Source organism: Ruegeria sp. AN11 (genome assembly GCF_056536005.1).
Genome location: NZ_JBQFJD010000002.1, coordinates 599827 through 620806 on the forward strand (window position 1 = coordinate 599827; position 20980 = coordinate 620806).

The window sequence follows — 20980 nt, forward strand, 5'->3', positions numbered from 1 at the left end:
GGCCGCGGCTTGAGTCAGTAGAAGTGCGGCAGGTTTTTGGCCCGCGCGGCGCGCACCCAGTTCGGTACAAACGGGACGATCTTGTCCTGCGACGGAACCATGATTTCGATGAAGTTCGCTCCGGGGTTGGCGATCGCCTCAGACAGAACAGCCTCTATTTCTGACTCACTTGTGATTTTCGCAGTGCGGAAACCAAACCCCTCGGCAACCTTGCAATAATCCACACGGCCGAAGTCGGTGGACCAAGGTTCATCTATTTCGTCCAGAAGGATAGCTTCGCCCCGGATCCAGCCGAATGTATCGTTGCGGGTCAGGATGATCGTGACGTTTTTGCCGGAACGCTTGATCGACTCCATGTCGCCAATGACAAATCCGAACGACCCGTCACCGGTAAAGGAAATCACCGGGCCGTCATTGGCATAGGACGCTCCCAGACAGGCAGGCACCGAATATCCCAGCGCCCCCATGGAGTAGTTGGTGATGTAACGCCGGCCCGGCTTTTTGAACGTCAGAAGGGCAGACGGGTAGATCGCGCTGACGCCCGGCTCCGACGTGATCACGGCGTCGTCCGGCATTATTCTGTTCAGCGCTTGGCTGAGCTTGACCGGTGAGATCGTCCCTTCGGGCATCGGGATGTTCGAGTTGAACACATTGTCGAGCGCGGTTTTCTTCATCGGGTTCAGATCGATCCGTTCGCGCTTCAGGTTCGGATGCTCGGCCCTGATGATCTCGACCATGTATTCAATGCTGGCCCGCGCGTCGCCGACCATGCCCACTTTGACGGGAAAGTTGTTGCCGACATGCGCCTCGGCAATATCCAGATGCAGAAAGGTCTTGGATTTTGGGTCCCCGTACAGCTTCCAGTGGTCGGTCGCAGCGCTGTCGGTGTTTGACCCGACAAAGAAGATCGTGTCAGCTTCGAACACGTACTGGTTGGAATATTCCATTCCGCCGCGCCCCCCGATGACGCGCAGCGCCAGTGGGTGATCTTCTGGAATAGTGCCTTTGCCGGGCGTTGTCGTGCCGACGGGAATTTGCAGAAGTTCCGCCAGTTCCAAGATTGCGTCGGAGGCCTTTGAGATCAGCCCGCCCTGACCGCAGACAATGGCCGGTTTTTTGGCAGCCAGAAGAATCTCGATTGCAGCACGGATTTTGCTGTGGTCGGCAACTGGGCGGTGCGCCGGGTATTGGCTGTATTCCGCCTCGGCATAGAGATCGTCAATCTCCACTTCTTCTCCGAAGATGTTGATCGGCACTCGGATATGCACCGGTGCCGGGCGACCGGAGGTTGCGACACGAAAGGCCCGGCGCAGCAGGAACGGGATTTCCCTTGCGTTCGTCAGCACAAAGCTTTCCTTGCAGATACTGTCGTAGAGTTTGGTCTGATCGATCCCGGTCAGGCCGTGTTTTTTGTCCTGATTGATCGGAATGTCCGAACTGAAAAAGATCACCGGAACCGAGCTGAGGAATGCTTCGGTGATGCCGGGCGAACAATGGGTGACGCCGGGGCTGGGCGCTTCGAGAACGCATGGGCGCCCAGTGATCTTCGCATAGGCCTCGGCGGCGTAGGATGCGGTTCGTTCATCGCGGGTCAGGACGAACTCTATATTGCTGTGTTCACGCCATTCCTTGTACCAGCCGATGGTTGTTTCCCCCGGCAGGCCGAAAACATGGCGGACGCCGTGCAATTCGAGCATCTTCAGGATGATATGGGCGCCGTTCATGCGCTTTGTGTCTTGGTGTTCCATGGGTAGGTTCCCTTTCCCGATCAGCTACCGCACACAGTGCTGTATGCAGCCGATCCGAAGTTTTTGAGATTACGTCAAAGGTTCTGCGACTGCGTATTTTGTCAGCATGTCAGGATTGACCTGAACGCCCAGGCCCGGCCCGGTCGGAACGTGTACCCGCCCGTTTTTGACAGGGAAGGGTTCGGTCAGAATGTCTTCCGCGGCGTAGTAGGTCGCCATGTAGAATTCGCATTGCAGGACCAGGTCCGGTACGGCGGCCATCAGATGGGCACCGGCGGCATGGGCCAGTCCCGTTTCGAACATGCAGCCGCCATAGATCTCGATTCCGGCAGCACGGGCAATTGCCGCCACCTCCAGCGCTCGCCGAATACCACCGGATTTCATGATCTTGAGCGAGAAAATGTCCGCGATCCGGATCTGCGCCCCGTAAAGCGCGCCTTTGGGGTCAAACACGCTTTCGTCCGCCATGATCGGGGTATCGACTACATGCGCAATGTGGGCCAGGGCTTCACGTTCGTGCATCTTGACGGGCTGTTCGACAAATGTCGGGCGAAACGCCTCGAGATCCCGGATGCAGCGCACGGCGTCATAGGCCGGAAGACCCTGATTGTAGTCGATGCGGATGTCCGCCTCGTCGCCATAGATATCACGCAGTTTTTCACAGCGCATAAGGTCGAACCGATGGTCGGCAAAACCGGTCTTGAACTTGAAGATGCGCACGCCGTCTTCCCACATCGCGGCGATGTCATCGAGGTCAGCGTCGAAATCTGGGTTGGCGACCGAAAAGCTCATCCCCATGCTGTCACGCATTTTACCGCCGACCAGTTCGCAGACCGAAAGGCCGGTGATCTGGCCGGTGATGTCCAGCAGCGCCATTTCCAGCGCGGCCTTGGCCTCGGGGTGGCCGATCAGCACCTTCTCCGCCATGTTCATGTGCTTTTCGACCTGGACCGGGTCCTGACCGATCAGATGCGGGCGCAGGTGCACGTGCAGGGCGGCGGCGTTGGCCTCGGCGGTTCCGGTAAAGACAGGCCAGGGTGAGGCTTCGCCCCAGCCTGTAAGGCCGGTATCCGTTACCAACTCCAATATCGCAACGTTAATACCTGCTACGTCGCCGCTGCCATGCGAATGGACAGCTTTGGTGGGGATCGAAATGCGATGAACGCGCAGAGTTTCGATTTTATGGTCGCTCACGTATGTCTCCGAAAGTGAGAGTTGATGGTGGTCAGTTCGGCCGCACGACCAGCACGCTGCAACGGGCGTATCGCGACACCCGGGCAGCGTTTGGTCCGATCAGTAAATCCCGGACCGATGGTTTGCTGGCACCGATCACGACGAAACTTGCTGACTGATCGTCGGCGTGGTTGATCAATTGCTCGTAAACGACACCGCGCAGCACCCTGGTTTTGTGTGCGACGCCGTGCCAATTGAAGTCGGCGCAATACGCGGCCAGATCATTCTCTGCCTCGATCAGTACCTGCTGGTGCATTTCTGCCGGGATGTAACCCTGAACATAGCTGAGCTCCTGATCCGGTATGACAAAGATCACCTCGACCGTGCTGTCATGGGATCGGGCCAGCGAAATCGCTTCGTGAACGACGTGGGCGTCGCTGTCTTTGTGCACAAGATCAACGGCTGCGAGTATTTTGGATCGGGTCATGACGTGGGTCCCCCCTGCTGTGACAGGCGAATATAAAGTGTGGAAGGGGCCGGCCGGTTACCGGCCAGCCGAGTTCCGCATATTGTCAGGCAGCCAGGTGGCCAGTTCCGGGAAAGCGATCATCACAAAGACCATCACCACCATGATCAGGAACAGCGGCAGGGCGGTCTTGGCGATATATCCCATCTCGTGCCGGGTAATCCCCTGCATAACAAAAAGGTTGAAACCAATCGGGGGTGTAATCTGCGCCATTTCCACAACCACCACGATGAAGATTCCGAACCAGATCAGATCGATGCCCGCGCCCTCGACCATCGGCTGCACAATCGCCATGGTCAGGACGACCGACGAGATGCCGTCCAGAAACATGCCGAGAATGATATAGAACAGCATCAGCGCCAGCAGCAGAGAGAAGCGCGACAGTTGCAACCCTTCGATATATTCCGCCAGCGCGCGCGGCAGTCCGGTAAAGCCCATCGCCAGTGTCAGGGCAATGGCACCCATGAGGATAAAGGCGATCATGGCCGAGGTTCGGGTGGCACCCAATAGGCTTTCTATGAAGGCCTCCTTGGTCAGCGATCCCTGCATGGCCGCCAGAATGAACGATCCGATAACCCCAATAGCGGCAGCCTCGGTTGCCGTGGCAAAGCCGCCATACATCGAGCCGATGACAACCAGGATCAACAGGATGATCGGGATGAGGAACCGGCTTTCGTTCAGTTTCTGCCCAAAGGTCATACGGTCGGAGATTTCCGGTACTTCATCACGGCGCAGAAAGGACCATCCAGCGACATAGGCCATGAACATGCTGGCCAGCACGATACCGGGCAGGATGCCTGCCATGAACAGTTTCGAAATCGATTGCTCGACGGCGACCCCGTATACAATCAGGGTCAGAGATGGCGGAATCATCAGGCCCAGCGTCGCCGCGCCGGTCAGGGTCCCGATGATCATATATTCAGGGTATTCCCGTTTGCGCAGTTCCGGGATCGACATTTTGCCGACGGTGGTGAGCGTAGCCGCTGAAGAACCGGACACGGCAGCAAATATGGTGCAGCCGACGATATTCACGTGGACCAGGCCACCGGGTAAACGTTGCATCCACGGGCTCAGACCCCGAAACATGTCCTGCGATAATCGACTTCGGAACAGGATTTCGCCCATCCAGATGAACAGCGGCAGCGCCGTCAGTGTCCAGCTTGAGGATCCGGTCCAGATACGGGTCAGCATCGCGTCGCCAGCCGGGCGTGATGTGAACATCTCAAGTCCAAGGTAAGCCACGCCAAACAGCGCGAGGGCGACCCAGACGCCTGTGCCCAAAAGCACAAACAGCGCGAACAGAAAGATGGAGACGAGGTAGAATTGTTCCACTGGGCTTACTCCGCGTGCACATCGACCCCGGCGGATCGAATGTTGTCCTTACCCGTGAAAAGGGTACTGATCAGGTTGTCGAAGGCGCAGATTGCCAGCAGGACCGTGCCGATGACCATCGACATCTGCGGGATCCAGATGGGCCACGCGTCCTGCCCCTGGCTGATGTCGTTGAAGCGATAGCTTTCATAGGTCAGTTTGATGGCGTAGCGCGCGAACAGATATGTCAGGTAACTGGCAACTGCCCAACACCAGATTTCCCCAAATCGCCGGAACCGTCCAAGCGCGTTCAAAAGCAGGTTCACCCGAATATGGCTGCCGCTGTTCAGCGCATAGGGCAGCGCCAGAAACGACGCGGCGGCCATGCAATAGCCGGTGAAATCTGGTCCACCCACGACAACCTCACCCACCCATCGAGAGATCATCTGCATCGAGACGAAACACAGGATCAGGATCAGAAAGACAGCGGCGATATATCCGGCCCAGCGGTACAGAGCATCCAGAACAACGCGCAACAGATTGAACAGCGCCACGGCAATTCTCCTCTTCTGCGCCCCGACGCCGGACCGGCATCGGGGCTTGTTTCAGTCAAGGATTATTGGGCAGCCTTGAAGGCGTCGACGATTTGCTGACCTTGTTCGCCGGCAGCTTCCAGCCATTCGGCGGTCATAGTCTCGCCGATCGCGCGCAGTTCAGCGGCCAGTTCATCGCTTGCGGGGCCGGTGGTCATGCCGTTCTTGCCCAGCTCGTTCACGGTGAACTCCGTGTACTGGATCGAACGCCAGTCGCCTGCATATTCCGCGGCAAGGGCGCAGCCGTTCACAACGTTCTTGGTCGCGTCATCCAGGCCGTTCCAGGCATCCATGTTCACCAGAACATAGTTGCGCGGCATCCAGGCATCCACGCCGTAGTAATGCGACAGGCTTTCCCAGACTTTGCGGTCGTAACCGGTGGACCCGGACGAGACCATGCCCTGTGCCACACCCGTCGCAAATGCCTGGCTGATTTCTGCGGCTTCGATCTGCACCGGCAGCATCCCGGCAAGCTCGGCCATGCGGGCCGAGGCAGAGTTATAGGCGCGGAACTTCAGACCTTCGGCATCGGCCAGTTTGTTGACCTCGCGGTCGAAATACAGACCCTGACCCGGCCACGGTACCGAATAGAGCAGATGAAGGTTCTGTTCCGCCAGCAGTTCGGACAGCGGGCCCTTGGCCACATCCCACAGCTTTTCGGAATCCTCGAACGAGGTCGCAAGGAATGGAACAGAGTCAAAGCCGAACAGCGCGTTTTCGTTCTGGTGACCGGACAACAGACGCTCACCGATGTTGACCTGCCCTGTCTGGATTGCGCGTTTTATTTCCGCGCCCGCATAGAGCGAGCCGCCCGGGTGGGTTTGAATGGTCAATTCACCCGCCGTTCCCGTGGTCACGCATTCAGCAAACATCGCACCGGTGGCCGAGTGGAAGTTGGTGGCCGAATAGGCCATCGGCATATCCCAGGTTTCAGCATTGGCCGATACCGCTGATACGGTGGCTACCGCGACACCAGCGGCAATTTTGGTGATTGTATTTGGCATTTCAAACTCCCTTGTTGCCTATTTTCGGCCCCTGATTTTCCGGGGCGTTTATGGTCGTTTCTTCAGAACCGCTGCGGATCGTAGACGGTCAGATCAATATTGCTGCGCTCTCCGGTCACCAGCCCGGCCAGAATGCGTCCGGTTTTGGGCCCGGCGGTCAGGCCAACATGATGATGCCCGAACCCGGCCAGAACTCCGCTATGGCCAATCTCTCCGATCAACGGCAGGCTGTCGGTCGGGGCAGGGCGATGGCCCAGCCAGCTGTTCATGTTTTCGAACCTGAGGTGCGGAAAGCTTTCCTCGACCTTGCGCCTGAGCAAATCAAGCGGCGCTTTTGAAGGCCCGGCTTTCAGCCCGCCAAATTCGACGACACCGGCACAGCGTAGCCCATTTGCCATCGGGGTGGCGACAAATTTGCCGGTGGTGATCATCAACGGGGTTGATGGCCCGTTTTCCGCCCCCGCGAATTCAATGTGGTAACCACGCTCGGTTTCGAGTGGCACGGACAGTCCAAGCTTTTTCGCCAACGGCCCGGACCAGACACCTGTCGCCAGAACAATATTGGAGCAGGGCAGTGTGCCGCTGTCGGTGATAACGGCCGTTGCCTTACCGTCAGTGAACTCGAAATCTGTAACCTCGGCCTGACGGATCGAAGCCCCCAGTTTTTCGGCTTCGGTTGCCAGCGCGGCCACGTATGATCCGGGGCTGCGTGAAAATCCGTGATCGTGCATCACGGCCAGAAGTTTCAGATTTTCCGTCAGGTTCGGTTCGAACTCGCGAACGGCGTCCCCTTCCAAAACCTCGGGTTCAAAGCCTGCGGTTTGACGCAGCATCCACGTATAGCTGTCCGCTTCGAAGGCGGCGCGGTCGGGATAGGCGAAACTGTAGTCCGAGGTTTGGACCCATTGCGCGGCATCTGTTCCCTTAGTCAGGGCAATGTGCTGCTCGACCGAGTCCGAGGTCAGCGGAGCCAGCCCGGCAGCAATTCTACGGGTGTCCTTGTCGTTGGCATGTGACAGGTATTTTGTCAGCCATGGCACAAGCCGTGGCAAATAGGACCAGCGCAGAAACAGCGGGAAGTTCGGGTCCAAGGCCATTCGGGGACCTTTGAGAACCAGTCCCGGCGCCGTGACAGGGGCGACTGAGCATGCCGCCAGCACCCCGGCATTGCCATATGACGTCGCCCTGTCATCCCCTGGCGCGTTGCGGTCCACAATGGTGACGTCGGCGCCCTTGCGACGCAACCAGATAGCGGTCGAGACACCGACGATCCCGGCGCCAATTACGACGACTTGTTGAGCCTCAGACGTCATATCATCCCATTGCGGCGAGAATCATCGCCCCTTGCATCGTATTCCAGCCTGTATACAGTACTGTCGCAATCTGTGAAGACAAATGTTTCTTTTCCCGTGCGCTTTGATAGAACGGGCAAAATCCGAACTGTTGGGTATGAGATGTCCAAATCCGAAGGAAGCGTAGAACGCGCCTACGAGGCGTTACGCAAGAAGGCGATCAGTTTCGAGTTCATGCCCGGTGAGCGCCTGAACGAGACCGCGTTGACAAAAACCCTTGATGTCAGCCGCACCCCGCTGCGCGAGGCATTGAACCGGCTTGCCGCCGAAGGGTTCCTGACTTTCGAACTTGGCAAAGGGTTTTTTTGCCGCCCACTCAGCCCCGACAAGATTCTGGAACTTTACCAGCTACGATGCGCGCTTGAGACCGAGGCGCTGATCCGTACCATTGAAGGAGCGGATGACAACGCAATCGCCGAGGTTGTCGCCTATCTGGACGAGGCCGAGAAATCCTATTCTGTTTGCAGCGATCTGAATGTTCTTTTGCGCATGGACGAAGAGTTTCATGTCAAGCTCGCGACACTGTCGGGCAATAGTGAACTGGTCCGGCTGCTGTGCAACGTGAACGAACGCATCCGGTATGTAAGGATGATAAACTTGCGGCTGCTGCGTGATCGCCGGGATACGCCTGACTATGATCACTCTTCCTTGTCACAGCATCGCATCATCCTGAATGCGGTAAAGGCACGGGACAAAGACGCCGCGATCGCAGCTTTACGGCGTCACATTGAACGCCGCAGTGAACAGACGGTCGAATTGGTGCGCGTGGCGTTTTCCCAACTCTACGTTCCGGGGAACTTGTAGACCCACAGTCCTGCCCAACTGTGTCACGCAGCTGGGTCAGGATGCGCGATGTCTACCTCGCCAACCCCAGCAGTGGATCATCCAGTTCCGGGGAAAACCGATCCGGTACAAGCGATTCATGAAACCATTTCAGGAAGGTGTAGATCGAGAACACTGGCAGCCCGGTCAGTTTGCGGACGTCCGCCGCGTAAGGCGTCATATTGGTGCATTCCAGCAAAATTGCGCCGACATCCGGATGTTCTGTCACCAGTTGCCGCGCCGCATCAAGCATATCCAGCCGGCATGCCGCAAAATCGATTTCGGGGGCATCTCCCAGTATATCACGGGTAAACGCCCGACCACCCTCGGTGCCCACGACCGGAGTATCAGCCGGTACATTCGCGGCAGCCAGATGGGCCGGCGTCAGCGTTTCTTTCGAGATCGTCAGAATGCCCACGCGTTTTTCGGGGGGAAGCGTTGCCTGAATCATGGGGGCCTGCATCAGAGAGGATGTGGCAACAGGAACCCGTACCGCCTCGGCCAGCCTGTCCTGAACAATCGAAAGAAAACCGCAATTTGTCGTGATACCGTCGCATCCTGAGGCAACCAGGTCTTTTGCGGCTTCGATGAAAAGGTCAACCAGTTCCCGTGCATCATTGCGCACCACCAACTCGGGCGTGGCGCTGCGCACGACGCGGTACTGTACCGGGAAAGGCCAGGTCAGCGCATTTCCGATGTCGCCGGGAATGCGCGGAAACTGCGTTTCAAGCATAAGAATGCCAAGGTTGGCTCCGTATACCGTTTTTCCACCGTAACAGGTCTGCATGGCGTGGCCCCACTGGATGCAATTGTACGCATAGCTGTATACAATTTTGGGAAAGTCAATCCCGATCTTTCCCGTTCGATGGAATTCAGGCCGAATGGAACCGGGGTTCTCTCTTTTCCAGAAACGCATTCATGCCTTCCTGTTGCGCCGGCAATCCATAAAGGGCGTGGTACATCTGCCGCTCATAGCGAAGACCGGAGTCCAGCGTGCTATGTTCGGCCATGTTTACACAGGCACGAGCCATTTCTGCGATGTCAGGTGCATAGCCCGAAATGGTTCGTCCTACATCCTGTGCGGTTTGTTCAAGTTCTTCGGACGGTACTACGCGGCTGATCAGACCCATCTGAAGCGCCTCCTGCGCATCCACCAGGCGACCGGTCAGGATCATGTCCATCGCCCGGGCACGTCCAACCAGCCGGGTAAGGCGCTGCGTGCCGCCGATACCGGGAATACAGCCGATCTTGATTTCAGGCTGGCCAAACTTTGCGGTGTCCGACGCCAGGATGACGTCGCACATCAGGGCAATCTCGCACCCGCCGCCCAACGCGTAGCCGCCAACAGCTGCAATCTTTGGCAGTTTCAGTGCGGCGAACCGGTCCCAGCCGCCAAAGAAGTCACTGGCCCGCATACTGGCATAGGTCTGAACCGCCAACTCGCTGATGTCAGCCCCGGCCGCAAAGGCGCGCTCGTTTCCGGTCAGGATCAGGCAGCCGATTGCCGGATCGGCCTCAAAGTTGGTTGCCGCGTCCAGCACCTCATGCATGACCTGCGAATTCAGGGCGTTCAGCCGATCCGGCCGGTTGAAGCGGATTGTGGCGACACGCCCGTGAGTTTCCGTCTGAATTGTCCCATACATGATCAACTGTCCCAGATTGCGCCATAGGCGGGGATGCCCAGGCTTTCCATGTCGTGCACGACTTTGCGCGTAAGCTTCTGGTTCGAAATCACGATGACAGCCTCGGCGTCGCTGTCACGCACCGCCTGCAAAGCCAATGCGGAAAGGTTCGGTTTGCCCCTTTCATCTGTGTCCCAGATCAGAGGGGTGTCAGTATGCGCTTCGATCTCGTCAACCAACGCGTTCCCATAGGTCTTTCGGGGGCTTCGGGTAGACCAAATCAGCCTGTTCGGCACATCACCGGCCAGAAGATGAGGCAGGATCGGACCAATTCCGGACCCGGTGCCGACATAAACGACCTTTTTGAACAAAATCTCAATGCGGGCCACGCCAGATGTCGTGATGCCTTTGACCCAGACCCTGTCAGGCGGGTTGTCGATGAATCGTCCTGTCCAGTCTCCGGCCCGGCTGATTGCCAGCCGGTAGCCTTTCTGGTTCGGGGCCGGGATATTGGCGAATGAGTGATACTCTCCAAACGGTGTGTGACTGATGGCGTTGGAACTGCCGGGGAACGGCGTGTCGCCGTATTCGAACCGGGCAATCACCGCATGGTTTGACGGTTTGACAATATCAACCTTCACCTGTTTCAGCGTCAGCCACGGAGACAGGATCGACAGTGTGATCAGGCAAAGCATCCAGAACGCTGTGCTGTGCAACAATGCATCGCCCGTGTCAGAACTTATTGACACCGTCTGTGCCCAGAACAGCGCCAGGACGGTCCATCCGATGAAGCGATGTATTTTCTCGAACATATTATGGAATCGGGCTCGGATCGGTCCCAATGCTGAAACCACCATGACGGTCATCAACACGACCATGGCGGCGCTTAGCGTCAGTGTCAGGCCCGAGGGCGAATCCGCCCCTGCACCCCTGTTCGCGATCATTCCAAACAGCAAGAACCCGAACCAGATCGTGCCCGCAACGGTACATCCTGAATGCAGTCCGCCAAAATGAAAGACCTTGCCGGCACCCCAGCGAATCCACAAAGGCCAGGATGTCGGAACCCGGGTCGCCAGCCAGAACAATGCGTTGACCGCCCTTTGCTGCCGGATCAGGATACCGATGCTCAGGTTGATCAACGCCATGTCCGCGATGAGGTTCAGCGCGTACTCACCATCATGAAACCACCTGCCCTGGTGCAGCCCCATCACGAAAACACCCAGATTGACGACGGCAACCAGCGCCGCCAGTCGCCGATATTCCATCAGCGCCGGGTGCCGTGTGACCCGCCGCCAGTTCAGGCCCCGGGATTGCAGATTTGTGGTTTGAGTTGTCATCACTTCAGCTCCGTCCCGGTTTGCGCGATGTGGTCACGGGCGAGTTGCTTCAGCAGGCGCTTGTCCAGTTTGCCGCGTGTTGTCCGTGGCAGGGCGTCCATCGGCATCACCACAGCCGGACAGCAATAATAGGGCAGACGGTCCGCAACCGATCGCGCCGCACGCTTGGGGCAAGCGGAAGCAGGCGAGATGAAACTTACCAGATTTCGGCTGTCGTATTGCAGCGTCACGGCCTGTTGGCAGCAGGGCGACTGTTCGAGCGCGCCTGAGACGCTGTCCAGTTCCACCCGAAAGCCGCGTATCTTGACCAGATCATCAACGCGGCCGAAATGTTCAAGCTCTCCATCGTCGGTCCAGCGGCCCAGATCGCGGGTGCGAAACATCATATGGCCAGGGCGAAACGGATCGGGGCGGTAACGCTCATCCGTCAGCTCAGGGTTGGCGAGGTATCCGGTTGTCACGCAATCCCCACCGGCCCACATCTCACCCTTCTGGCCAATTGGCAGGGCGCGCAGGTTGTCGTCCAGAATGTAGACCGTGTTGTTGGGTGTCGGACGACCGATGGACAGTATCTGTTTGCCGGGGTGATGCGGCTCGGCCGTGTTGATGATTGTCGTTTCTGTCGGGCCACAGGAATTGTAGAATGTGCAAAAGGCCGACCACCTGTCGGCAAGAGGGCGTGGGCAGGGTTCTCCGGCAACGGCGGCGACTTTGACCTGTTGGCATCGTGTATGATCCAGCGCGTTCAGGATCGACGGCGTGGCGATCAGAACGTCCACCTGTTCCGCCGTATCCTGAATGGACTTGCCACGAATAACCAGCGTTGCCCCGTTTGACAGCGCCCCCAGGGTTTCCCAGGCGGCCATGTCGAAAGCGATGGATAGAACCTGTCCAACCTTCATGCCCGGGCGCATTCCCAGATCACCGGGCGCGGTCAGCAGGATATTCGCCAGATTGGCATGGCTGACCTGAACGCCATTGGGAACACCTGTCGTACCTGATGTAAACAGGATCATCGCAAGATCTTTGGGTCGCGCCCGGTATCGGGTATCCGGGGCTGGGGCATCCAGGAGCGGGTCGAACATGACCGTGTCGATGGTGATCAATGTCTGGTTTGCCGATACGGGCACCTGATCCGCCAGCTCACTGAGGCTGAGCAGAACGCGCACGTGCGTCACCTCGGCCACATGCCGGAGCGTTTCGGGAGGCGCAACGCCGACATGCTGCGGTACATACGCAGCACCCAGTTTGATGGCGGCCACAATGCCAACCACCATTTCGATCGAGCGGTGCAAAAACAGGCAGACTGCATCGCCACGTTTCACACCATGGGCGCGCAATACGGCGGCCAGACGGTTGGATGCCTGGTCCAACGTACGGTAGTTTATCTCGTGCCCACCGCAGTCGATGGCGACCGCGTTTGGGTTCCGCTGCATTTGATGTTGCAAGGCTTCGGCAATTGTGGCGTGGCGCGGTTCCGCCTTGGGCCCCCAGCCGAAGTTTCGGAAGCGGACCTGATCCATAGGGCTGAGATGGCAGAGGACATCCGGCTGTTGTCGAAGGGGCAATTCTGAGGAGCTAAGAGGGGTAAAATTGCTTGAAGCTGAGATGTTGATTTCTTGCATGACAATTTCCTATCGGTTCAGGGGTCGCGCGATATTGATAATGGGAAATTTTCCCATTATTACTCACGATTGATCACGAAATAGTCACGAAAGCGTTGAATGTGTTAATGCGTGACAGATGTTATCCGCCAAAGGCCTTTAATGAGTAGCGCAATGTCGACGACCCCCAAGACACCTCTTGAATCCGCATTGCCAGCCTTGCTGGAGCCTTTGGCGCAGGCGATGGTCGCGCATGGCGTCACAGTTGGCAGCGCGACCGAGGCGCTGAAAAAGGCGTTGTTGAAAGCGGTTGAAGACAGTTCAGACACACCTCTGAGCGACAGCCGCGCCAGCCTTTTGACGGGGCTGCATCGCAAGGATGTAAAACGCCTGCGCAATCTTGATGATGAGGCCCCGGAAAAGCGCAGTTGCAGTGCGGCCGCGCTGGTGATCAGCCATTGGGCAACATCACCCGAGTTTCAGGACACCTCCGGTGAGCCGCGCGAACTGCGGCGAAAGGGCAGCGAGGGTGGGCCGGGATTTGACGATCTGGTTCGGCTTGCACGTATCGACATGGCCCCGGGTACCGTTCTGAAAACCCTGCTTGACCAGAATATCGTCGAACAAGGACAGGATGGGGATTTGCGTCTTTTGACCCACGCCTTTCTGCCATCGGGCGGCGGGGCGGAACAGGTCGCAGCGTATCAGGCGACATTGTCGGCACATCTGTTGGCGGCCACGCAGAACCTGCTGGCAGAGCCGGGCGCACGGCGGAACTTCGACCGCGCTGTCCGGTATTCACATCTCTCAGAGGCCTCGATCGAAGAGTTGCGAAAAGTATCCGATGAAAAGGCGCAGGCGTTGTTGCAGGAAATTAACGCGCTGGCACGATCCCTGCAGGACAAGGATCAGGGTAAGGGCCACTCGGGCCGATTTGCGACGGGCGCTTATGTGATGCCCTTGCCGGACAAAGGCAGGGATAAGAGTGAGTGACCATGTTCTTGTTTGCCCGTGCCTTGTCCGCAATCCTGACAACCCTGATACTGACCACGCTTGCCGGGGCAGAGGGAAGTGAAGAGCGGGAAGGCGGGATAATTGGCACCGGCATTGCCGGAACGATTACGCATCTCGGCAGTATCCATGTGAACGAGTTACGCATTCAGATTGACGATCAGGCATCCGTGGCAGATTCGGTTCCGGCAATAGCCGCCGGGTCACTTCAACCGGGCCACACGGTCGCGATCACAGCCGAGCGTAGGGGAGATGGTTGGCACGCAAGGCAAATCCGGCAGGTTCTGCCGGTCGCCGGGCCAGTGTCGGATGTCAAAAGCGGAACCCTGACCGTGCTTGGGACCCGGATTGAAGTCGCAGATCAGAAACCGGACGCGCAAGTGGGAGACTGGGTTGCGATCAGCGGTTTGTGGCAAGCGGAGCGCCTGCTGGCCTCTCGAGTCGAACGGCTAAACGGCGCGGATCATCAGGCCCGGTTGAGCGGAACCTATCTGGGTCCGGACCCAAATGGCGATATCGTCATAGGAGGCAGCAAGATCACCGGGATCAGACCAATGCACCTGGAACCCGGCGATGTGATCCGAGTGTTCGGTATGCCGACGTCGGACGGGATCGAGGCCAAAAGGATCGAAACCGGCTTGTTTGATGGTCCTCTCGGGATTGTGCAGGTTCAGGGGTATTTTTCCGTTCCGAAACCAAGTGGTCTTTACACGGTTCTCGGCAGCGGGCTTGTTTCGTACACCGACAGGCCCGAGATGATTGATCCCAACAGCCAGGTCATCCAGTGCGGGCAGGCGGGGCAACTCGGTGTGGACAGCACAAATACAAGCCGTCAATCGGACCAGATCCGGGCCGATCTTGGCTGCTGATCCATTCGTGATTTTAGCAGTATTTTGTGGTAATAGGGCGCGTCGCCAATTCCGGGTGACATCCAAAGGATCAGGAGACCAAATTAACCCAAGGAGCTACTTCATGTTGGATAATCAGACTATTGTTCGCGCGCCAGATGGCAGGCTGATCTCAATCGGTCGGACAGGTGTAAAAGTGGAAACACCGGTCAAGGCATCGACCGGAATTTCAAGATCACCGGAAATCAACGGTAGTAAGCCCCGTTCCAGTCCTGCTCAGGTTGGCGCCAAGATCGATCCAATGCAACTTGGTGCGAGAATTGATCCGGCGCAGCACGGCGCAAAGATTGACCCCACCCAATTTGGTGCAAGAATCGACCCAACCCAGCATGGTGCGAAAATCGATCCGACCCAGTGCGGAGCCAAGATCGACCCGTCACAACACGGCGCCAAGATTGATCCGGCAGCCTAGGGCTAACAGCTGGATCAGAACGCCAACCTCGGCGTTCTGGTAACGGGCCCGGGAATAAAACCTGGATCAGATCCCGGGCCCTGTCCTTTCCGGCAGAGATTGGTTTTGAAGCAGTATTTCGAAGGCACACACAGGGTCCGCCCGCCGGGCCAGACCGTTGACCTGATGCGCGATCTGTTCCCCGTTTTCGGGATAACGCGCATCGCGGATGTCACCGGGCTCGACCGGGTTGGGTTGCCGACAATCGTCGTGTGTCGGCCAAATTCCCGCTCGATGGCTGTATCGCAGGGAAAAGGGGCCACTTATGATGCCGCCGTCGCCTCGGCGGTGATGGAGTCCATAGAGATATTTCATGCAGAGCGTATCGTCTTTCCGGTAATTCACGCCTGTTATGAGGACATCCGGTATACGCACAATGTCGTTGAGCCGGATCTTCTGCCGCAATGCAGGGGAAGACAGTTCGATCCCTTCCAGCCGATATTGTGGCTGGAGATGAAAGCGCTTGGGGGCAATTCCGGGGGCTGGGCGCCATATGAACTGATACACACAAATTACACACGGCCTTTGCCGCCTGGCAGTGGGTTCTTCCTTTCAAGCTCCAACGGCTTGGCGTCAGGAAACACCTTTGCCGAAGCCGCCTGCCACGCCTTGTGCGAAGTCATTGAACGCGACGCCATAGCGCTATGGTCGCAATTGCCCTGGACAGATCGTGACGCGCGACGCATCGACCAAGATACGATTTGCGGCGGCTCACTTCTTGCGATTCTGAAAAAATTCCAAGACGCGGATATTGATGTGGCGATCTGGGACGTCACTTCCGACATTGGTGTGCCTGCATATCTGGTCTGGACATGCGAGAAAGGAAACCTGCCGGTTTTGCTGCCGCGGCCCTCGGTCGGTGCGGGGTGTCACCCTTGCCGCGAAATCGCATTGTCCCGCGCGCTGACAGAAGCCGCACAGGAACGGCTGACGCTGATCACCGGTTCCCGCGATGACTTGTCCAGGGAGTTCTATCGCGAAATGGAATTTCACGAGACAATCGCAAGGCCCGGAAAGCTTGAGTTCGGGTCAAGAAAATCGCAAGACACAGCAACCCCGGATGGTGATCTGGATCAGATATTAGCGGGCTTGCAGAATGCTGGACTTCACGACGCATACATCATCGACATAACCGCGGACTATGTGGCCAAATATATTTCGGTGGTCCGTGTGCTTGTTCCGGGACTGGAAGGTCCAAGCGACGACCCGCGCTACGCAATGGGGGTGCGGGCGCAAAGACAGCTGGAACCGGCCCAATGACCATATTCGTATTTTGCGGCCCCACGATCCGGAAAAGTGAAGCATTGAGTATTCTTGACGCTGAATACCTGCCACCTGCTGCACAGGGGGATGTGATGGCCGTGATAGCGCGCAACCCCCATGCCATCGGTATCATTGACGGGTACTTTCAGCTGACACCTTCGGTCTTACACAAGGAAATACTTTGGGCGCTTGACCAAGGCGTTCACGTTTTCGGCAGCGCCAGCATGGGAGCGCTAAGAGCCGCCGAGCTTTGCGATTTCGGCATGAAGGGGATCGGGCGCGTTTTCGAGGATTACCGCACTGGCCGGATTACACGGGACGACGAAGTCGCCCTGAACCACGGACCCGCCGAACTGGGTTATCCCGCATTGTCTGAACCATTGTTGAACATCAAGGCCACGCTGGCGGCTGCGTTGGAAAACGGGGTTATTTCACAAGAAACCGCAGCAGCTTTTGAAGCGCATATGAGCCGGACATATTTCTCACACCGTTCCTATTGCAACATGATCGAATACGGTCGTCAAAAAGGGTTTGATCTAAAGGAACTCGCCCGTTTTGAAGACTGGCTAGACCATGGGAAAGTTGATGTAAAGAAAGCTGATGCGGTCGAAATGCTAACCTTCATGAAGGACTTCCTGAAGCAGAATCCGGGCAGGTTTTCGTCGCAGTTTTATCTGGAACGCACTTCGGTTTTCGACCGGGTCGGCCAATGAGCGCCATGCTTCGTCAGTTTCAAGGGAGCGCGCGCGGGATAATCTTGTTTGCGCTGGGCGTGTTTTTCATGTCCGCGCTGGATGCGGTCGCAAAAATGCTGGCCCAGACATATTCTGAGCTTCAGGTCATATTCTTCGAAAGCGTGTTCGGGCTGCTGTTTTTCTTCGGGATCATCGCCCCGTCGACCTGGCGTTCGATGGTATCGCCACGGTGGCCGCTGATGATTGGCCGAGGCTTGCTGACCTTGGGAACGATGTATTTTTTCATTGCAGGTCTGAAGGTACTGCCTCTGGCTGAGGTGACGATCATCTTCATGGTTTCCCCGATCATTTCAATGTGTCTGTCTTCCCTGTTCTTTCGGGAACACGCGAGCGTCCTGCAGGTCTTAGCGGTGGTTGCCGGAGCTTTGGGTGCATGTCTCATTATTCGCCCGCCGGGCGTCGGCATGAACATGGCCGCTTTGCTGCCGCTGGCCGCGGCTTTTTGCAGTGCTTTCGGTCTTGCGGCGGCGCGCGCCCTGTCCCGCCGCGACACGCCAGAAGCAATCACGGGCTATGAATATCTGACGATTTTTCTGGTCGCTGTCCTTCTGGTTCCGGCTGGGGACCACCTGCCCGAGACGCCGGATTTGTGGCTTGTTGTTCTACTCGGGCTGTTCGGCGCCTTATGCGTGTATTGTCGAACGAAAGCGTGCTCGGTTTCGCCGCTCAGCTTGATGGCACCGGTAGAGTACTCCGGGATGATCTGGGCCATCATCTTTGGCTATGCGATCTGGAACAACCTGCCGGATTTCTGGGGATGGGTCGGGGCAGGGCTGATCGCAATTGGCGGCTTGCTGCCAGCGCTTCCAATTGGTCAGTCCGCCAGGAAGGAGAACCGACTCTGATGCAAAACTTGTCGCCTGTCTTTCCGGTTCGGACGGGTATCGGTTTTTCGGTTTTGGTCGCTCAGCAACCTCGAAAGTTCAGTATGAAGTTCCGGCGTCGCGGCGGAAGTTACTCCGCCGTCTGAAGCCAGTATCGGCGCTTGGCCGTTCCCTTCTGTTGTTACGTTACCGGTACCACAAGGTCTTAACCTTCCGGTATCGTCGCTTTTATGCTTTGACACGTTCCATTTTCGGATCGTACAGCGGCTGCAAAGTGACTTCGCAGGGAACGCGTTGGGTAGCGACCTCCAGCTCGTACCTGCCGGATGTTACAAATCCCGGGTCGACCCCCTCGGGGTTGCGGACATAGCCGTAACCGATGGATTTGCCCACGGTGAAGCCATGGCCACCCGAGGTCAGCCAGCCGACGCGCTTGCCGTCGCGATAGATCGTCTCGCGGCCCAGCAGAATAACATCCGGGTCGACGGTGAAACAGGCCAGCATCTTTTTGACGCCTTCGGCCCTTTGTTTTTCCGACGCAGACCGGCCTTTGAAGTCGACGTTCTTGCGCAGCTTCACCGCCCAGCCCAGCCCGCTTTCGAATGGCGTGTGGTCAGGGCCGATTTCCGCACCCCAGGCGCGATACCCTTTTTCGAGCCGCAGCGATTCAATCGCCCGATAGCCTGCGTTCACCAGACCGTGCGGCTGGCCCGCAGCCATCAGGGCGGAATAAACCGTCTGGGCATATTCCACCGGCAGGTGCAGTTCCCAGCCAAGCTCGCCTACATAGGTCACGCGCAGTGCCTTGACCGGGCACCCGGCGATGCCGATTGTGCGGATCGTGCCGAACTTGAAGCGGTCGTTCGAAACGTCATCGCGCGTGACCTTCGCCAGAATATCGCGCGCTTTCGGGCCCATCAGCGACAGCACGGCATTGGATGAGGTGATATCAAAAAGCTGACAGTTGAGACCTTCGGGGATATTGCGGCTGATCCAGTCGAAATCATGGGTGGCAAAGCCGGTGCCGGTGACGATGTAAAACTCATCATGCGCGACGCGGCCCACGGTCAGGTCGCACTCGATCCCGCCCTTGTCGTTCAACATCTGCGTATAGGTCAGCGCGCCCACGGGCTTGTCCACGTCATTGGCGCAGATCCAGTTCATAGCGACCAGCGCATCCGGACCCTTAAGGGCGAATTTGGCGAAAGAGGTCTGGTCGAACAGCACTGCCGCCTCGCGCGCGGCTTTGTGTTCGCGGCCCACGGCACTGAACCAGTTCTGACGGCCGAAGCTGTACTCATCTTTGGCTGTTTCACCCAGCGAGGCATCGGCGTACCAGTTCGGGCGTTCCCAGCCCAGTTTCTCACCAAAGCACGCGCCCTGATCTTTTAGCGTTTCATAGAGCGGAGATTTGCGGCAGGGCCGCCCCGAGTCGTGTTCTTCATGCGGCCAGCCCATCGTGTAGTGCTTGCCGTATGCCTCGACCGTGCGGGTGCGCACCCAGTCGGTGTCGAAATGCGGGCGGCCAAAGCGGCGGATGTCGGCGGACCACAAATCGAAAGGCGGCTCGCCCTTGTGGACCCATTCGGCCAGCGCCATGCCCGCCCCACCACCAGCTGCGATGCCGAAGGCGTTGAAACCCGCACCGACGAAGAAGTTGCGCAACTCTGGCGCTTCACCGATGATGAAATTGCCGTCGGGCGTGAAGCTTTCAGGCCCGTTGGTCAGCGTTTTGACACCCGCATTCTCCAAAGCGGGAACACGGCCAAGGGCCAGCTCCATCAGTTGTTCGAAATGATCGAAGTTGCTGTCGAGCAGCGTGTAGTGGAAGCCCTGCGGGATGCCTTTGGTTGCCCAGGGGATCGGGTTTGGCTCGTACCCTCCCATGACCAGCCCGCCGACCTCTTCCTTGTAGTATGTCAGTCGGTCCGGGTCGCGCAGGGTCGGCAGGTTGGAAGGCACGTCAAAGGGTTCCGTCACCATATATTGATGCTCCATCGGCACCAGGGGCACGTTGACGCCAAAACGTCCCGAAAATGTACGGGTCCACTGACCGGCACAGCAGATCACCTTTTCGCATTCGATCCGGCCATGTTCGGTGATCAACGCGCGGATCTTGCCATCTTCGAATTCGATATCGGTGACCTTGGTGTCCTCGAATATCTTCGCTCCGGCCATGCGTGCGCCCTTGGCCAGCGCCTGAGTGATGTCTGACGGGTTCGCCTGACCATCCGTCGGCAGATACGCCGCGCCGATCACGTCAGAGACGTCCATCAGCGGCCACAGGTCCTGCGCTTCGGAAGGAGTCAAAAGCTGCATGTCCAGACCGAAGGAATGCGCCGTTGTGGCCTGGCGTTTAACCTCGGTCCAACGTTCTTCGTTACAGGCCAGCCGCAGGCCACCGTTCATCTTCCAACCGGTGCCGAGCCCGGTTTCCTCTTCGATCTTGTTGTACAGATCGACCGAGTAGCCCAGCAACTGCGTGATATTGGCGTTCGATCGAAGCTGGCCCACCAATCCCGCCGCGTGAAATGTCGTACCCGAGGTCAGTTTCTTGCGCTCCAGCAGTACCGTATCTGTCCAGCCCAGCTTGGCCAGGTGATACGCGGTCGAGCAGCCGATGATCCCGCCGCCGATGATGACGGCTTTGGCTGTTTTCGGAAGGTCGGTCATGTC

At 57.8% G+C, this 20980-nt stretch carries 19 protein-coding genes; 7 read left to right on the forward strand and 12 right to left on the reverse strand.

Annotation, left to right across the window (positions count from 1 at the left end):
- Positions 1-14 precede the first annotated feature (14 nt).
- From ACR3EQ_RS22585 to ACR3EQ_RS22615, 7 genes are all read right to left on the reverse strand, one after another.
- Complete coding sequence (locus ACR3EQ_RS22585; RefSeq protein WP_170611671.1) at positions 15-1748, reverse strand: thiamine pyrophosphate-binding protein; 1734 nt, start codon at positions 1746-1748, stop codon at positions 15-17.
- A gap of 69 nt (positions 1749-1817) precedes the next feature.
- A complete protein-coding gene (locus ACR3EQ_RS22590) occupies positions 1818-2942 on the reverse strand; it encodes an enolase C-terminal domain-like protein (protein ID WP_170611673.1) in 1125 nt (374 codons plus the stop codon).
- Between the two features lie 31 nt (positions 2943-2973).
- A complete protein-coding gene (locus ACR3EQ_RS22595) occupies positions 2974-3408 on the reverse strand; it encodes a universal stress protein (protein ID WP_480492184.1) in 435 nt (144 codons plus the stop codon).
- 57 nt (positions 3409-3465) lie between these two features.
- A complete protein-coding gene (locus tag ACR3EQ_RS22600) occupies positions 3466-4779 on the reverse strand; it encodes a TRAP transporter large permease subunit (protein WP_170611677.1) in 1314 nt (437 codons plus the stop codon).
- A gap of 5 nt (positions 4780-4784) precedes the next feature.
- The gene (locus tag ACR3EQ_RS22605) at positions 4785-5312 is read right to left on the reverse strand and encodes a TRAP transporter small permease (RefSeq protein ID WP_480492186.1); all 528 of its coding nucleotides are present in this window, start codon (positions 5310-5312) and stop codon (positions 4785-4787) included.
- 62 nt (positions 5313-5374) lie between these two features.
- The gene (locus ACR3EQ_RS22610; protein WP_170611680.1) at positions 5375-6355 is read right to left on the reverse strand and encodes a TRAP transporter substrate-binding protein; all 981 of its coding nucleotides are present in this window, start codon (positions 6353-6355) and stop codon (positions 5375-5377) included.
- 62 nt (positions 6356-6417) lie between these two features.
- Positions 6418-7668 carry an NAD(P)/FAD-dependent oxidoreductase gene (locus ACR3EQ_RS22615; RefSeq protein ID WP_170611682.1) on the reverse strand — a complete coding sequence of 417 codons (1251 nt, stop codon included), beginning with the start codon at positions 7666-7668 and terminating at the stop codon, positions 6418-6420.
- A 141-nt stretch (positions 7669-7809) separates the two neighbouring features.
- Between ACR3EQ_RS22615 and ACR3EQ_RS22620 the strand changes: the two genes are divergently transcribed.
- Positions 7810-8511 carry a GntR family transcriptional regulator gene (locus ACR3EQ_RS22620; RefSeq protein ID WP_170611684.1) on the forward strand — a complete coding sequence of 234 codons (702 nt, stop codon included), beginning with the start codon at positions 7810-7812 and terminating at the stop codon, positions 8509-8511.
- Between the two features lie 52 nt (positions 8512-8563).
- Here ACR3EQ_RS22620 and ACR3EQ_RS22625 read toward each other — a convergent pair whose 3' ends face one another.
- The 4 genes from ACR3EQ_RS22625 to ACR3EQ_RS22640 all read right to left on the reverse strand — a co-directional run bounded on the left by ACR3EQ_RS22625 (position 8564) and on the right by ACR3EQ_RS22640 (position 13113).
- Positions 8564-9316 carry an aspartate/glutamate racemase family protein gene (locus ACR3EQ_RS22625; protein ID WP_170611847.1) on the reverse strand — a complete coding sequence of 251 codons (753 nt, stop codon included), beginning with the start codon at positions 9314-9316 and terminating at the stop codon, positions 8564-8566.
- An 85-nt stretch (positions 9317-9401) separates the two neighbouring features.
- A complete protein-coding gene (locus ACR3EQ_RS22630; RefSeq protein WP_170611686.1) occupies positions 9402-10172 on the reverse strand; it encodes an enoyl-CoA hydratase-related protein in 771 nt (256 codons plus the stop codon).
- 2 nt (positions 10173-10174) lie between these two features.
- Positions 10175-11488: a hypothetical protein gene (locus ACR3EQ_RS22635; protein ID WP_480492188.1), complete on the reverse strand. Its 1314-nt coding sequence runs from the start codon at positions 11486-11488 to the stop codon at positions 10175-10177.
- Positions 11488-13113, reverse strand: a complete 1626-nt coding sequence (locus ACR3EQ_RS22640) for an amino acid adenylation domain-containing protein (protein WP_480492190.1) — start codon at positions 13111-13113, stop codon at positions 11488-11490. The genes ACR3EQ_RS22635 and ACR3EQ_RS22640 overlap by 1 nt, the downstream gene beginning before the upstream one ends.
- A gap of 153 nt (positions 13114-13266) precedes the next feature.
- Between ACR3EQ_RS22640 and ACR3EQ_RS22645 the strand changes: the two genes are divergently transcribed.
- The 6 genes from ACR3EQ_RS22645 to ACR3EQ_RS22670 all read left to right on the forward strand — a co-directional run bounded on the left by ACR3EQ_RS22645 (position 13267) and on the right by ACR3EQ_RS22670 (position 18325).
- Positions 13267-14085 carry a DUF6502 family protein gene (locus ACR3EQ_RS22645; protein ID WP_480492192.1) on the forward strand — a complete coding sequence of 273 codons (819 nt, stop codon included), beginning with the start codon at positions 13267-13269 and terminating at the stop codon, positions 14083-14085.
- Between the two features lie 2 nt (positions 14086-14087).
- Positions 14088-14972, forward strand: coding sequence for a DUF5666 domain-containing protein (locus ACR3EQ_RS22650; RefSeq protein ID WP_480492410.1), 885 nt, complete (start codon positions 14088-14090; stop codon positions 14970-14972).
- Entirely contained in the window at positions 14962-15423 is a 462-nt protein-coding gene (locus tag ACR3EQ_RS22655; RefSeq protein WP_480492193.1) for a hypothetical protein, read from the forward strand. Before ACR3EQ_RS22650 ends, ACR3EQ_RS22655 begins: the two co-directional genes overlap by 11 nt.
- Before the next feature lie 105 nt (positions 15424-15528).
- Complete coding sequence (locus tag ACR3EQ_RS22660) at positions 15529-16722, forward strand: YcaO-like family protein (RefSeq protein WP_480492194.1); 1194 nt, start codon at positions 15529-15531, stop codon at positions 16720-16722.
- Positions 16723-16766: 44 nt separating this feature from the next.
- The gene (locus tag ACR3EQ_RS22665; RefSeq protein WP_480492195.1) at positions 16767-17438 is read left to right on the forward strand and encodes a TfuA-like protein; all 672 of its coding nucleotides are present in this window, start codon (positions 16767-16769) and stop codon (positions 17436-17438) included.
- Positions 17435-18325 carry a DMT family transporter gene (locus ACR3EQ_RS22670; protein WP_170611700.1) on the forward strand — a complete coding sequence of 297 codons (891 nt, stop codon included), beginning with the start codon at positions 17435-17437 and terminating at the stop codon, positions 18323-18325. The genes ACR3EQ_RS22665 and ACR3EQ_RS22670 overlap by 4 nt, the downstream gene beginning before the upstream one ends.
- 207 nt (positions 18326-18532) lie before the next feature.
- On the opposite strand, the gene ACR3EQ_RS22675 is transcribed toward ACR3EQ_RS22670, so the two are convergent.
- Positions 18533-20977 (reverse strand): GcvT family protein, encoded by a 2445-nt coding sequence (locus ACR3EQ_RS22675; RefSeq protein ID WP_480492197.1) that lies wholly within the window; start codon positions 20975-20977, stop codon positions 18533-18535.
- Positions 20978-20980: the final 3 nt, after the last annotated feature.

What these genes read in the sequence shown, in the direction of transcription:
- ACR3EQ_RS22670 (WP_170611700.1), top strand. Translation starts at nt 17,435, where the DNA reads ATGAGCGCCATGCTTCGTCAGTTTCAAGGGAGCGCGCGCGGGATAATC.
- ACR3EQ_RS22615 (WP_170611682.1), bottom strand. Translation starts at nt 7,668, where the DNA reads ATGACGTCTGAGGCTCAACAAGTCGTCGTAATTGGCGCCGGGATCGTC.
- ACR3EQ_RS22630 (WP_170611686.1), bottom strand. Translation starts at nt 10,172, where the DNA reads ATGTATGGGACAATTCAGACGGAAACTCACGGGCGTGTCGCCACAATC.
- ACR3EQ_RS22585 (WP_170611671.1), bottom strand. Translation starts at nt 1,748, where the DNA reads ATGGAACACCAAGACACAAAGCGCATGAACGGCGCCCATATCATCCTG.
- ACR3EQ_RS22650 (WP_480492410.1), top strand. Translation starts at nt 14,088, where the DNA reads ATGTTCTTGTTTGCCCGTGCCTTGTCCGCAATCCTGACAACCCTGATA.
- ACR3EQ_RS22640 (WP_480492190.1), bottom strand. Translation starts at nt 13,113, where the DNA reads ATGCAAGAAATCAACATCTCAGCTTCAAGCAATTTTACCCCTCTTAGC.
- ACR3EQ_RS22675 (WP_480492197.1), bottom strand. Translation starts at nt 20,977, where the DNA reads ATGACCGACCTTCCGAAAACAGCCAAAGCCGTCATCATCGGCGGCGGG.
- ACR3EQ_RS22645 (WP_480492192.1), top strand. Translation starts at nt 13,267, where the DNA reads ATGTCGACGACCCCCAAGACACCTCTTGAATCCGCATTGCCAGCCTTG.
- ACR3EQ_RS22610 (WP_170611680.1), bottom strand. Translation starts at nt 6,355, where the DNA reads ATGCCAAATACAATCACCAAAATTGCCGCTGGTGTCGCGGTAGCCACC.
- ACR3EQ_RS22620 (WP_170611684.1), top strand. Translation starts at nt 7,810, where the DNA reads ATGTCCAAATCCGAAGGAAGCGTAGAACGCGCCTACGAGGCGTTACGC.
- ACR3EQ_RS22595 (WP_480492184.1), bottom strand. Translation starts at nt 3,408, where the DNA reads ATGACCCGATCCAAAATACTCGCAGCCGTTGATCTTGTGCACAAAGAC.
- ACR3EQ_RS22625 (WP_170611847.1), bottom strand. Translation starts at nt 9,316, where the DNA reads ATGCAGACCTGTTACGGTGGAAAAACGGTATACGGAGCCAACCTTGGC.
- ACR3EQ_RS22635 (WP_480492188.1), bottom strand. Translation starts at nt 11,488, where the DNA reads ATGACAACTCAAACCACAAATCTGCAATCCCGGGGCCTGAACTGGCGG.